This is a genomic window from Pseudomonas sp. 18175 (assembly GCF_050432925.1).
Classification (GTDB): Bacteria; Pseudomonadota; Gammaproteobacteria; order Pseudomonadales; family Pseudomonadaceae; genus Aquipseudomonas.
In genome coordinates this window covers 64,177-77,641 of sequence record NZ_JBKFTO010000018.1, presented here as the reverse complement: position 1 = coordinate 77,641, position 13,465 = coordinate 64,177, and the positions used below count along the sequence as shown (strand labels likewise).

The window sequence follows — 13,465 nt, the reverse complement described above, 5'->3', positions numbered from 1 at the left end:
GGTTTAAGCCTGTTCCAACGAGGTTTCAACACGGTTGGCCGGGATCTTCTTCTCGGCTACCAGGCGAGCGTGCTGCTCGGCTTCGATGCGTTCGATCTCTTCGACCGGCACCATGTAGCCTTGATCGTCACGGGCTGCGTGAACGATGAAGTAACCGATAGTGCCAACCAGGCTCACGATTGCCAGCCACCAGATGTGCCAGATCATCGCGAAACCGAACACGGTCAACAGGCCGCCCATCACCACGCCAGTGGCGGTGTTGCTTGGCATGTGGATCGGTTCATATTTAGCCGGCTTCTGGTACGCAGTACCGTCTTCCTTGGCTTCGGTGAACGCATCAATGGTGTTCGCAGTCGGGATCACGGCGAAGTTGTAGAACGGCGGTGGCGACGAGGTCGACCATTCCAGGGTGTGGCCATTCCATGGGTCGCCGGAGTCGCAAGCGTTTTGCTTACGGTCACGGATACTCACGTACAGCTGGATCAGCTGGCAGGCGATACCCACAGCGATCATCACCGCACCGAACATGGCAACGTACAGGTACGGTACCCACTCAGGGTTGGTAGTGGCGTTCAGACGACGGGTCATGCCCATGAAGCCCAGTGCATAGAGCGGCATGAACGCGACGAAGAAGCCCGAGATCCAGAACCAGAATGCAGCCTTGCCCCAACCTTCGTGCAGCTTGAAGCCGAACGCTTTCGGGAAGTAGAAGCTGAAACCTGCGATGTAGCCAAATACAGCACCACCGATGATCACGTTGTGGAAGTGCGCGATCACGAACAGGCTGTTGTGCAGTACGAAGTCAGCACCCGGGATGGCCAGCAGTACGCCGGTCATGCCGCCGATGGCGAAGGTCACCATGAAGCCCAGGGTCCACAGAACCTGGCTGGTGATACGCAAACGGCCGTGGTAGATGGTGAATAGCCAGTTAAATAGCTTCACCCCCGTCGGGATGGAAATCAGCATGGTCGCCAGGCCAAAGAAGGCGTTGACGCTGGCCCCCGAACCCATGGTGAAGAAGTGGTGCAGCCAAACCATGAAGCCCAGTACAGAGATCGCGCCCGATGCGTAAACCATCGAGTGGTGACCGAACAGGCGCTTGCCGGTAAAGGTCGAGATCACTTCGGAGAAGATACCGAACGCTGGCAGGATCAGGATGTACACCTCAGGGTGACCCCATGCCCAGAACAGGTTCACGTACATCATTGGATTGCCACCAAGTTCATTGGTGAAAATGTGGAAATCCAGGTAACGGTCAAGCGACAGCAGCGCCATGGTAGCGGCCAGGATCGGGAACGAAGCCACGATCAGGACGTTTGCCCAGGTGCAGGTCCAGGTGAAGATCGGCATGTCCATCAGTTTCATGCCAGGGGCGCGCATTTTCAGGACGGTGGCCAGGAAGTTGACCCCCGTCAGCGTCGTCCCCAGCCCTGATAGCTGTAGCGCCCAGATGTAGTAGTCCACACCCACGCCAGGACTGTACTGAATGCCCGACAGCGGCGGATACGCAACCCAACCGGTCTTGGCGAATTCGCCGACGCCCAGGGATACGTTGATCAGCACCACGCCGGAAACCAGCAGCCAGAAGCTCAGGGAGTTCAGGAACGGGTAGGCAACGTCACGCGCGCCGATCTGCAGCGGCACTGCAAGGTTCATCAGGCCGGTGAAGAATGGCATCGCCATGAAGATGATCATGATCACACCGTGGGCGGTGAAGATCTGGTCATAGTGTTCAGGTGGCAGGTAGCCAGGCGAACCCTCGGTGGCCATGGCCAACTGGGTACGCATCATGATGGCGTCGGCGAAACCACGCAGCAGCATGACCATGGCCACGATGATGTACATGACGCCGATTTTCTTGTGGTCGACCGACGTCAGCCACTCGGTCCACAGGTAGGTCCACTTCTTGAAATAAGTGATTGCTGCAAACAGTGCCAGACCACCCAGCGCGATCATGGCGATGGTAATCATCACAATCGGCTCGTGGAACGGGATGGCATCCCAACTTAATTTACCAAACATCGTTTACTCCTCTGCCCCAGCAGTTGAATGCGAGCCCGTGTCAGAACCTTCAACCGCGGCCACTTCTTTCTTCTCGTGCTTGACCGGCTTGCCTGGTTTCATACCTTCGTACTTATCGACGATTTTCTGAAACAGGTTCGGCTCGTACGTGGAGTAGAGGGCGACAGGGTTGTTTTGGCTTGGTTTGGTCAGGGCATCGTATTCAGCTTGATCAAGCTGTTTAGGTGCGGCCTTGACTTCGGCTACCCAGGCGTTGAAGTCTTCCTGGCTCGTCGAGATCGCTTTGAATTTCATGCCGGTGAAGCCAGCGCCGCTGTAGTTGGCGGAGATGCCTTCCATTTCGGCTTTTTCGTTGGCGATCAGGTGCAGACGGGTCTGCATGCCTGCCATCGCGTAGATCTGGCCGCCCAGAGCAGGGATGAAGAACGAGTTCATCACCGCGTCGGAGGTGATCCGGAAGTTAAGCGGAGTGTTCTCCGGGAACTGGATCTCGTTGACGGTGGCGATACCCAGGTCCGGGTAGATGAACAGCCACTTCCAGTCCAGCGCGACCACTTCGATGTTGATCGGCTTGACGTCGGATTCCAGCGGACGGTAAGGGTCCAGCTCGTGGGTCGACTTATAGGTGATGTAACCCAAGGCGATGATGATGAGGATCGGGACCAGCCACACCGCGATTTCGATCTTGGTGGAGTGCGACCACTTAGGCGCGTAGGTCGCGCTGGTGTTCGACGCGCGGTATTTCCAGGCGAAGGCGAAGGTCATGATGATCACAGGGACCACGACCAGCAACATCAGCAGGGTAGCGGTGATGATCAGGTTTCGTTGATCCAGACCGACCTGTCCTTTTGGGTCCAGCAAGGTCCACTTGCAGCCTCCCAGCATTAACATCATGCCAAGCAGCGGCAAAAAGCCTAGTAATCGGGGGTACCTGTTTTTACTCATCTCACGACCTCTAAAGCAGCTTGCGCAATGCAGTTGGGTTTTGATCGCCAACACTTCACCCTGCCAAGGGTTGGCATTTCTCTTCGATTGAATAAGAGCCTGTCCGTCACGCCATAAAGCTACGTTTCACGGACCTGCGGTGAGTTCTTATTCGATTTCGTGGTTAAAGGCCTTGTTACAGACCAATTCCATTTGGTGCGGATAGTTGAAAGGCTGCCGGAACCTTGGGGTCGCACAGAGCCATCCATCTGCCCCTCGACCGCTCCAGTGCTCAAATATTGAACAGCACCGGACATTCAGTGCGGGCGATTGTAGTTAGCTAGCGATGTATAAACCATGTCTTATAAAGAAATAATTTTTATCGATTACAGCAATAATCCTTCACCAATATTGCAAAGGTTCGCGATCTTATCGCGTTCGATTCTCAACAAAAACCACAAAAATTGCCGTGTTATAGGGTGACCTGCGCCAGCCCTTACACCCTGTAAGGGCATGCAAAACCCATCCAACCCCCCATAAAACAAGGCATTCAGACATCACTGAATGACGCACGCCGCGCGCACTTCGCGAGGGCGCGCAAACGACGAACTGACAGCACAATTTAGGCGCCGGGTGCAAATTTAAGCGCCGCTTTGGCGGGTCAGAAACGTCCTGCGGCAAGCTCCGTGTGACAACATGTCGCACGCTGCGCGCACCTCAAATTGCCCTACGTCACGCTCTGTTCACAAAACCCTACAAACGAAAACGCCCCGGGCTTCCCTCAGGAAGCGCCGGGGCGTTTGCGATGATCGGCTCAGGCGTTGCGTTGACGATTACGATAGATGCCCAGGGGCACCAGGATCACCGTCAGCACAAATGCCACCAGCGCCCACTGCGCCAGGGACAGGCCCAGCACCGGCGGATAAGGCGTGCTGCAGAAGCCATCAACCTGGAAGCCCAGCGGGAACACCTTGGCCAGTGGCAGCTCATCGACGATCGGTTGCAACACATCGACCCCGCAGCTCACCTGCGGGAAGAACTGGGTGTACACATGGTGACCCGCCGCCGCCACGCCGCCCAGGGCACTCAGCACCACCAGGCCTTCAAACAGCGTGATCGCGCCTTTACGGCGCATCGCCGCGCCGATAAACGCGAAGATCGCAATCAACAGCAAGGCATAGCGTTGCAGGATGCACAGCGGGCACGGCGCCTCGCCCAGCACCACCTGCATATAAAGCGCACCGCCGATCAGCGCCAGGCAGATGATGCCCAGCAACACCAGAAAGCGCCGCTCCCTGCCTAAACGCAATTCGTCACTCATCTCCGTTTCCCTTTGTTTGGTCGTGCCAATGGCCGCAAGTTTACACACAGAGAGTGGTTTAAACAGAAGGGGGTTAACAGGAGATTAATCAGAAGGAACACAGAGCCAAATGTGGGAGCGGGCTTGCTCGCGAAGGCGGCGTATCAGCCAATACATTAGGAGATTGATCCACCGCTTTCGCGAGCAAGCCCGCTCCCACATTTTTGACCGCGTTACTCCAGAGCCGCCGCAGGACCAAAGAACTCATACCGACTCTGCTTCTCCGGCACACCCAGCGCCTTGAGGTGGCGCTTGATCGCGGCCATGAAACCCTTAGGCCCCAGGAAGTACGCATCCACATCGCGCTGCTCGGGCAGCCACGCTGCCAGTTGCTCCTGGCTCAGCAAGCCCACCTTGTCCGCCGCCGGGCTCACGCCATCATCCTCGGCGTAGCAATAAAAGCGCTTGAGCTGCGGATGCTGCGTCGCCAAGCCGTCCACCCAGTCACGGAACGCATGCACGCCACCATTACGCGCACAGTGGATAAAGTGCACCGGCCGCTGTGTGGCCAAGGCCGCCTCCAGCATCGGCAAGGTTGGCGTAATGCCCACGCCGCCACTGATCAGCACCAACGGTTTGTCACTGGCCGCCAGGGTGAATTCCCCCGAGGGCGGGAACAGGTCGATGGTCGCGCCCACATGCACCTGGTCATGCAGGTGGTTGGACACTCGCCCACCGGCTTCGCGTTTGACGCTGATGCGGTACAGGCCCGCATCGGTCAGGGCCGACAGGGAGTAATTGCGGCGTACTTCTTCGCCGTCCAGTACCAGCTTCATGCCGATGTACTGGCCGGGGGCGGCCGCCAGAATCGCGCCGTTATCCACAGGGGCAAAGTAGAAGGAGATGATCTCGTCGCTCTCCTCCACGCGTTTGACCACCGTGAACGCTCGTGCACCGCGCCAGCCACCGGGGGCCTGGGCTTTCTCTTCGTAGATCGCGGTTTCCGCGCCGATCAGGATATCCGCCAGTTGGCCATAGGCCGCGCCCCAGGCACTCATCACCTCAGGTGTAGCGATCTCGCTGCCCAGCACTTCGGAGATGGCGCGCAGCAGGCACGCACCGACGATGGGGTAATGCTCCGGCAGAATCTGCAGGGCCACGTGCTTGTTGATGATCTTGGCCACCAGGTCACCCAACTGGTCCAGTTGGTCGATGTGCCGTGCATACATCAACACGCCATTGGCCAGGGCACGGGGCTGGTCACCGCTGGCCTGGTGGGCCTGGTTGAACAGCGGGCGCACCTCGGGGTACTCGGACAGCATCATGCGGTAGAAATGGGTGATCAGCGCTTCGCCGCCGCTTTCCAGCAGGGGCACGGTGGATTTGACGATGGCACGGTCTTGGGCACTAAGCATGGGAGCCTCCTGGGCTTCTTTACTGATTGCCTTTGCTTACTCAGCATTCGTGCCAACTTATAAATCGTTATTTATCAATAATTTACAAGTGTTGTAGTCAGTATGACTTCCTACAACGTATAGTCACAAGGACTACAAGGAGTCATTATGACTGCGCAATCGCTGCTCACCACCCTCCTCCCCCTGGTCGCCGACCTGTCCCGCGAACTGCCCGAAAGCGAACGCTACCGCCGCCTGCTGGAAGCCATGCGCGCCCTGCTGCCGTGCGATGCCGCCGCGCTGTTGCGCCTGGATGGCGAGTGGTTGGTGCCGCTGGCGGTGGATGGCTTGAGCCCCGACACCCTGGGCCGGCGCTTCAAGGTCAGCGAGCATCCTCGATTTGCCGCGCTAATGAGCAGCCCTGGCCCCACCCGGTTTGACAGCGACAGCGAACTGCCCGACCCCTACGACGGCCTGGTCGCCGGTGTGCATGGTCAGTTGGAAGTCCATGACTGCATGGGCTGCCCGCTGTTTGTCGACGATCAGCCCTGGGGCCTGTTGACCCTGGACGCCCTCGACACCGAACGCTTCGAACGTGTCGAACTGGACGCCCTGCAAGCCTTCGCCAGCCTGGCCGCCGCCACCGTCAAGGTGGCCCAACGCATCGAAAACCTGACCCTGCGTGCGGAAATCTACCGTGAGGCCAGCGGCCAGCAGCACAAGGAAATGATCGGCCAGAGCAAGCCCCACAAGCGCCTGGTGGAAGAAATCAAGCTGGTGGGCGGCAGCGACCTCACGGTGTTGATCACTGGCGAAACCGGGGTGGGCAAGGAGTTGGTGGCCCAGGCGATTCATGCCGCCTCAGCCCGCGCCGACAAACCACTGATCAGCCTCAATTGCGCAGCCCTGCCGGAAACCTTGGTGGAAAGCGAGCTGTTCGGCCATGTACGCGGTGCCTTTACCGGCGCGCTGAACGAACGTCGCGGCAAATTCGAACTGGCCAATGGCGGCACTTTATTCCTCGATGAAGTGGGCGAGCTGTCCCTGAGCGTGCAGGCCAAGCTGCTGCGGGTGCTGCAAAGCGGCCAGTTGCAGCGCTTAGGTTCGGACAAGGAACACCGGGTGGATGTGCGCCTGATCGCCGCCACCAACCGCGACCTAGCCGATGAAGTACGCAACGGCCGCTACCGCGCCGACTTCTATCACCGCCTCAGCGTTTATCCGCTGCAAGTGCCGGCCCTGCGCGAGCGCGGCCGGGATGTGTTGCTGCTGGCCGGCTACTTCCTCGAACAGAACCGCTCACGCATGGGCCTTGGCAGCCTGCGCCTGACCAGCGATGCCCAGGCGGCGCTGCTGGCTTACAACTGGCCGGGCAATGTGCGCGAGCTGGAGCATTTGATCGGCCGCAGTGCGCTCAAGGCCCTGGGCAATTGCCGCGAGCGGCCGAAGATACTCAGCCTGAGCGCTCAGGACCTGGACTTGCCCGACGTCAGCGCGCCGATGATCGAGAAACACACTGAACCGACACCCATCGTCACCGGCGACCTACGCCAGGCCACCGAGCACTTTCAGCGCCAGATCATCAGCGCCTGCCTGGAGCGCCACGATCACAATTGGGCCAGTGCGGCCCGTGAGTTGGGGTTGGACCGTGCCAATCTGGGGCGCATGGCCAAGCGGCTTGGAATGAAATAGCAGGATCAACCGGTCTTAAGTGTGGGAGCGGGCTTGCTCGCGAATGCGGTGTGTCAGTCGAAGCATGTGTATTTGACCCACCGATTTCGCGAGCAAGCCCGCTCCCACATTAGATTTGCTGTGTCGTGAGGATTGGGGTCACAGGCTTAGGCTTCCTGAACACCAACACATTCCCCAGCATCACCAGCACCAACCCAACCAGCGCCGGCCCGGTCCACTGATAACCCTCGGCAAACGCCGACACATTCAGCGCCACCACCGGGAACAGCACCGTGCAATACGCCGCACGCTCCGGCCCCATGCGCCCCACCAGGGTCAGGTACGCCGTAAAGCCAATCACCGAGCCCGGAATCACCAGGTACCACAACGCGCCGATATACCGCGCGCTCCAGTCCATCTCAAACGGAATGCCGCGCACCGCGCAGTAGGTCGCCAGCATCGCCGAACCGTAGGCCATGCCCCAGGCATTGGTGGTCAGCGGCTTGAGCCCGGCCTTTTGTTGCAGGCTCGAGAGCATGTTGCCCGCCGAGAAACACATGGTCCCCAGCAACGCCAGGCCCAAGCCGAGCAAGGTTTGCGGGCTGGCGGTGTGCCCCACCAGCTCCGGCCAGAACAGCAACCCCAAGCCCGCCAGGCCAAGGCCGCCGCCCATCAACACATTGCGCGCCACCCGCTGGCCGAAAAACACTCGGGCATTCAGCGCGTTCCACAGCGTGGCCGTGGAAAACACCACCGCCACCAGGCCGCTGGGGATCCACTGGCTGGCCGTCAGAAAGCACATGAAGTTCACGCAAAACAGGCACAGCCCCTGGGCCAGGCAAATCAAATGCCCGCGCCGGTTCATCACCTGCAACTTGCGGCTCACCAGCAACAGCACAAACAGCACCAGCGCGGCCAAGCCAAAGCGATAGACGATGGACACAGGAATCGCCACCACCCCCAACTGCCATTTAAGGGCGATCCAAGTGGTGCCCCAGATCAGCACGGTGAGTAAATACAGGGAAAGGTTCATAGCGGGCTCCATCGATTGAGCCACAGTGTTGCCCTGAACTCCGGGCGCGCTCTTGCACAATCTTGCGCTTTTGTCGGGCCGCGGGATCACAACGCCAGCATCGCGGAGTAGGATGCAAGGCGTCGGAGAGTACTCACCATGCCTGATCTGGAATCGTTGCAAGTCTTTCAAGCCCTTAACCGCTCGCCCAACGCACGCCTTGAGGCCTGCGCCGAGCTCGGTGACGGCTTGTCTGCGGCCTTGTGGAGCAACCACCACGATGCCCAGAACTACCAGGCGCCGAGCCATCACACCTTGTCGTGTTACATCGGCGGTGGCACCGGCACGTTCCGGCGTGACCAGCCGGGCACCAAGGGCGGGCCTGACAAGTTGTGCATCCTGCCGGCCGAGCATCAGTCGGCCTGGGTGATCAACGGCGAGATCCGCCTGGCCCACGTGTATTTCAGCCCGGAGCAATTTGCCTTGGGCTGCGTGACCCTGCTGGACCGCGAACCGCGCACCCTGCAACTGCGCGAAAGCACCTTTTTGGAAGACGTCAGCCAAGCCCGGCGCTTTCACCAGTTGATCGCGCTGAACTGGCACGAACCCGCCGAGCGCCTGCTCACCAGCAGCCTGGCCCATGAAATGCTCAGCCATACCCTGCTCAGCCAGGTCGGTGCCCGCGACGGGTTGCGCTTGAAAGGCGGGTTGGCCACGCACCAACGGCGGCGGTTGGTGGAGTTCATCGACCAGCACCTGGAAGAGCCCATCAGCCTGGGCCAACTGGCGGGTATGTGCGCGCTGTCCGAATACCATTTTGCGCGAATGTTTCGCCAAAGCTTCGGCCTGCCGCCGCACCAGTACCTGCTGGCCCGCCGACTCACCCGCGCCCAGGCCCTGTTGCGCAGCGGCACCCTGGCCTTGAGTGAGGTCGCCTTGATCTGCGGTTTTTCCAGCGCCAGCCACTTCACCCATCGTTTCCGCCAGGCCATGGGCGCCACGCCCGGGGAATACCGCCAGGCGTTCTGCGGCTAAACCATCAAGCCCAAGGTTTTGGCCTTGGCCACCGCCTGGGTGCGCCGCTCCACCCCAAGCTTGCTATGGATGCGCCGCGCATGGGTCTTGACGGTGTGCAGGGAGATAAACAAACGGTCGGCGATTTCCAGGTTGGAGTTGCCCAAGGCGATCAGTTGCAGCACTTCCAACTCGCGCTGGCTGAGGGGACTCTCCACCGCGCCCGGCGTTGCGGTTTGGGGCTCCAGGCCCAGTTCACAGAGCAAACCCGGTGACCGCAGGCGCAGTTCGCGAATGGCTTGCTGTACCTGGCAACGCGCTGCCAGTGCCAGCCCGGCTTGCAGCGAACGCCGCGCCAAGGCGGCGTCGCCCAGTTGCCAGGCCACTTCTCCCAGCACCAGATGCAGTTCAGTTTCGAGGCACAGCATGCCGCGCTGGTGGGTGATCTCCAGCAAGGTCGTCAGCCGCGAAATGGGTTGTTCAGCGCAGCCCAACTTCACTTCCGCCAACACCAACAGGTATTCAAGACGCGGGATCAGCTCCAGGGTGGCCGGTGGTGCTTGTTTGCCCTGGGGCCCACGGAAGTGGCGCAGCACGCGGCGCACGGCCTCCACGGTCAACTCGGCGCGGCCCTGCTGCAACCAGAGGTGCCCGCTGACCAGCAACAGCACGGCGCGGTACACCGTGTCCGGCACTTGGCGTTGCTGCATCAGGCGTTCGGCCTCGCGCAGCTGGAGAAACGCCTGGGCATAATCGCCACGGTTGGCGGCCAGCAAGGCCAGGCCAAGAAACCCGTAGAGCACGCGTTTGTCCTGGCTGTGCAGGCACATCGTCAAGCCGGTGTGGAAACACTCGGCGGCCAGGCTGTCCTGGCCCTGGCGCAGCGCCAAGTGCCCACGCCGCAGGGCGATGCGCCCTACCAACGGCCCGCCCTTGAGGTGCTGCTGGAGCAAGATCCCTTGCACGTTTTCCAGCAGGGCTTGTGCCCGATACGGCGCGCCGCGTTGCTCCAGCAGTTGCGCATGGTCCAGTTCCAACAACGCCTCCAGCAACGAACCCTGGGCGCGGGCCAGGCACAACGCCTCGCGATTGAGCGACTGGGCCACGTCCAGTTCACCGCGCAGCAAGGCTTGTTGAGTGAGCCCCGACAGGCACATCAGCCGCGATGTCCAGGCGCTGTCAGGCAAGGCTTGCAGCGCCTCCAGAAAATGCACGCGGGAACGTTCGGCATCGCCGCTCAGGTGCAGCAGCCAACCCCATTGCGCCTGCCAGCGGGCCAGCAAGTAGCGTTGCAGCGCCGCCGTGGGTTGCGGGGCAAACCGTGCCAACTGGTCGATACACTGCGCGGCCTGCTCGAAACGCCCGGCAAACAACAGCGCCGCAGTGACCAGCCCCACAAGCTGAGCCGAGCCGAGCAGCAATTCGTCGCCATGCTGTTCATGCAGGCGCAATAACAGCACCGCGTTCTGCTGACGGAACAGGTCTTCGAACGTGAAGTGCTGCAACAGGCTCACCGCCACTTCATATTCTTCGGCCAGCAGCGCCTGCTCGAAGGCGGCCTGCCAGTCCTGTTCGGCGGTGAACCACTGGCACGCACGCCGGTGCCAGGAGCGCTTGGCCGGCCAGGGTTCATCGCGTAGCAAATGGGCCAGGGGCGGAAAAACCTGCAGCCAGTCGGTGTCTTCCCACGGCTGGATAAACGCACCGAGGAGCTGCAAGTCCCGCAGGTACTGGTCACCGTCGCCAAAACCGAACAGGTGCTCGCACAGCCCCGCGTTGAAACGCGGCAGGTGGGCCAACACGCGCCAGGCTTCGGCCAGTTCGGCGGGCAAGGTGCTGAACAGTTCGTGTTGCAGGTAGTCCAGCAAGGTCTTTTCCGGATGGCCGTCCCCCAGCAACGCGATGCGCACACCGGCACACCAGCCGGCGCTGAACTGCAGCACGCCGTCGATGGGCTGTCCCGGCAACAGTTGCTGGATCTCGGCCGGGCTGAAGGCAAGCTCCGCGCCGCACTCCAGCAACTCATCATCCAATAGCAAGCGCGGCCAGTTGCACAGCGGGCGGCGCCGCGCCCCCAGCCACCAGGTCAGCGCCGGGCTGCTGGCGGTGAGTAGGCGGTCGAGCAAGGCGTCGGTTTCGGGTGCGGGCAGGCGGCAGAAATCGTCGAGGAACAGCCAGGCCGGGGTTTGCCAGCGGCCCAAGTCCAGCAACAAGGTGGCTTCATCGGTGAACGAAAGGCCCAGGCTTTGCGCCAGGCGCAGGCATACATCGAGGGGGCTCAAGGCCACGCCATTGAGGGGCAGCCAGTACACCAGGCAACCGGTGGGCGCCTGCAATGCGCATTCGGCCAGCAATGCACTCTTGCCGCTTCCACCGGGGGCGCACAGCAACCTGACCCGGGCCTGCGCCGCCAACAATGGCGCGGCCAGGCGCGGGCGCAGCAAATGATGGGAGGACAGCCGTGGCATGAATCCAGGACGGTCCAGGCAGCGTGTCATGGCGGTCATTGCTGCATCCTGCTTTCTTATTGTTTTGCAACCTGGCGCCTACCCTAGTCCTGTGGTTGGCGGTTGTTGAAGGAGTATTCAGCGGGGTGATTGAACGACATTAAAATTAAGGTATGCACAACTCCATGTGGGAGCGGGCTTGCTCGCGAATACGGAGTGTCAGTCGCCTGATTCTTCGACTGACCCACCGCTTTCGCGAGCAAGCCCGCTCCCACACTTGATTGCATTTCAGCTCAAGGTTAGCGGATGCCTTCAGACCTCAGCGCCGCCGGGGTGTAGTCCGCCGCCTTGGCCTGGAAGCCGAACACGAAGCTGCTCTTCTCTTCGTTCTTCATGCCCAGGGCGATGTAGCGGCCGGCGATGATGTCGTAGAGGGTTTCCACGGTGTAGGCCGGGGTCTGGTGGTCGTAGTAGAACTGCGCATGGCCTTCGGCAACACGCCACAGTTGGCCACGGCCGTCGTAGTGGTCCACCAGCGCGACTTGCCAGCTGTCTTCGTCGATGTACATGTGGCGCTTGGCGTAGATGTGCCGCTCGCTCGGCTTGACCGTGCCGACCACTTCCCACACGCGGTGCAGCTCGTAGCGGGTCAGGTCCTGGTTGATGTGGCCGGCCTTGATGATGTCGTCGTACTTGAGGGTTGGCTGGTCCAGTTTGTAGCTGTTGTAAGGGATGTACATCTCCTTCTTGCCCACCAGTTTCCAGTCGTAGCGGTCGGGGGCACCGGAGAACATGTCGAAGTTATCCGAGGTACGCAGGCCGTCGGACGCAGTGCCCGGCCCGTCATACGCCACTTGCGGCGCACGGCGCACGCGGCGCTGGCCGGCGTTGTAGATCCATGCCAGGCGCGGCTCTTTCACCTGGTCGAGGGTTTCGTGCACCAGCAACACGTTGCCCGCCAGGCGCGCCGGCGCGGTCACCGATTGTTTGAAGAAGGTCAGTACGTTGGCCGCCTTGGCCGGGTCCATGTCGGGGATCAGTTGCGGCACTGCCACTTCTTCTTCGAAGCGGATCGCCGTGTAGCTGCCGTTGGTCTGCGGGGTGGCCTGGGTGATGATGCGGCGCAGGTTGCCGCCGTGGTAGCGGGTGATGTGGTTCCACAGCACTTCCACGCCATTTTTGGGAATCGGGAAGGCGTAGTAACGGTTGCCGGTGAAGTTTTCCAGGCCGTTGCCATCGTTGATCGGCTTGACGTTCAGCGCACTGCGCTTGATCGACTCGTAGATCTCCGGCGGCAGGTTGACCGTGCGGTGGGTCGGGTACACCGGGATCTTGTAGGTCTCGGGGTAGCGCTTGAACATCGCCACCTGGCCGTCGGAGAGTTTGCCTTTGTACTTGTCGACGGTGGCGGCAGTGATCACAAACAGCGGTTTTTCATTGGCGAACGGGTCGGCCAGGAAGCCCTTGCTGTCCACGGCGCCGGCGTTTTTGGGGATGCCGCCGGTCCAGGCCGGGATCGAGCCATCGGCGTTGCCGGCTTTTTCGGCGCCCACCGGGGTCAGAGTGGTGCCGAGCTTGGCGGCTTCTTCCGGTGACACAGCGGCCATCACATTGACTGCCAGCAGGCTGAGGGCCATTACCGCAAATATCTTACGCATAGAGTCTTGTCCTTCTTTAAGCC

9 protein-coding genes are annotated in these 13,465 nt (G+C 60.9%); 2 read left to right on the top strand and 7 right to left on the bottom strand.

The window, feature by feature from the left end:
* Positions 1 to 3 precede the first annotated feature (3 nt).
* From cyoB to hmpA, 4 genes are all read right to left on the bottom strand, one after another.
* A complete protein-coding gene (cyoB, locus tag ACLD1Y_RS22470; RefSeq protein WP_429479992.1) occupies positions 4 to 2,022 on the bottom strand; it encodes a cytochrome o ubiquinol oxidase subunit I in 2,019 nt (672 codons plus the stop codon).
* 3 nt (positions 2,023 to 2,025) lie between these two features.
* Entirely contained in the window at positions 2,026 to 2,967 is a 942-nt protein-coding gene (gene cyoA, locus ACLD1Y_RS22465) for a ubiquinol oxidase subunit II (RefSeq protein WP_429479991.1), read from the bottom strand.
* Between the two features lie 793 nt (positions 2,968 to 3,760).
* Positions 3,761 to 4,267 carry a disulfide bond formation protein B gene (locus ACLD1Y_RS22460; RefSeq protein ID WP_429479990.1) on the bottom strand — a complete coding sequence of 169 codons (507 nt, stop codon included), beginning with the start codon at positions 4,265 to 4,267 and terminating at the stop codon, positions 3,761 to 3,763.
* A 212-nt stretch (positions 4,268 to 4,479) separates the two neighbouring features.
* Complete coding sequence (gene hmpA, locus ACLD1Y_RS22455; RefSeq protein WP_429479989.1) at positions 4,480 to 5,661, bottom strand: NO-inducible flavohemoprotein; 1,182 nt, start codon at positions 5,659 to 5,661, stop codon at positions 4,480 to 4,482.
* Positions 5,662 to 5,808: 147 nt separating this feature from the next.
* Here hmpA and norR point away from each other — a divergent pair, with 147 nt between their 5' ends.
* Positions 5,809 to 7,332: a nitric oxide reductase transcriptional regulator NorR gene (norR, locus tag ACLD1Y_RS22450; protein ID WP_429479988.1), complete on the top strand. Its 1,524-nt coding sequence runs from the start codon at positions 5,809 to 5,811 to the stop codon at positions 7,330 to 7,332.
* A gap of 109 nt (positions 7,333 to 7,441) precedes the next feature.
* Here norR and ACLD1Y_RS22445 read toward each other — a convergent pair whose 3' ends face one another.
* Positions 7,442 to 8,344, bottom strand: coding sequence for a DMT family transporter (locus ACLD1Y_RS22445; RefSeq protein WP_429479987.1), 903 nt, complete (start codon positions 8,342 to 8,344; stop codon positions 7,442 to 7,444).
* Positions 8,345 to 8,482: 138 nt separating this feature from the next.
* Between ACLD1Y_RS22445 and ACLD1Y_RS22440 the strand changes: the two genes are divergently transcribed.
* The gene (locus ACLD1Y_RS22440) at positions 8,483 to 9,358 is read left to right on the top strand and encodes a helix-turn-helix domain-containing protein (RefSeq protein WP_429479986.1); all 876 of its coding nucleotides are present in this window, start codon (positions 8,483 to 8,485) and stop codon (positions 9,356 to 9,358) included.
* On the opposite strand, the gene ACLD1Y_RS22435 is transcribed toward ACLD1Y_RS22440, so the two are convergent.
* Both ACLD1Y_RS22435 and ACLD1Y_RS22430 read right to left on the bottom strand, forming a co-directional pair.
* Positions 9,355 to 11,844, bottom strand: a complete 2,490-nt coding sequence (locus ACLD1Y_RS22435) for a LuxR C-terminal-related transcriptional regulator (RefSeq protein WP_429479985.1) — start codon at positions 11,842 to 11,844, stop codon at positions 9,355 to 9,357. The two genes, ACLD1Y_RS22440 and ACLD1Y_RS22435, sit on opposite strands and share 4 nt — an antisense overlap.
* A 239-nt stretch (positions 11,845 to 12,083) precedes the next feature.
* Positions 12,084 to 13,442 carry a DUF1329 domain-containing protein gene (locus tag ACLD1Y_RS22430; RefSeq protein WP_429479984.1) on the bottom strand — a complete coding sequence of 453 codons (1,359 nt, stop codon included), beginning with the start codon at positions 13,440 to 13,442 and terminating at the stop codon, positions 12,084 to 12,086.
* Positions 13,443 to 13,465 lie beyond the last annotated feature (23 nt).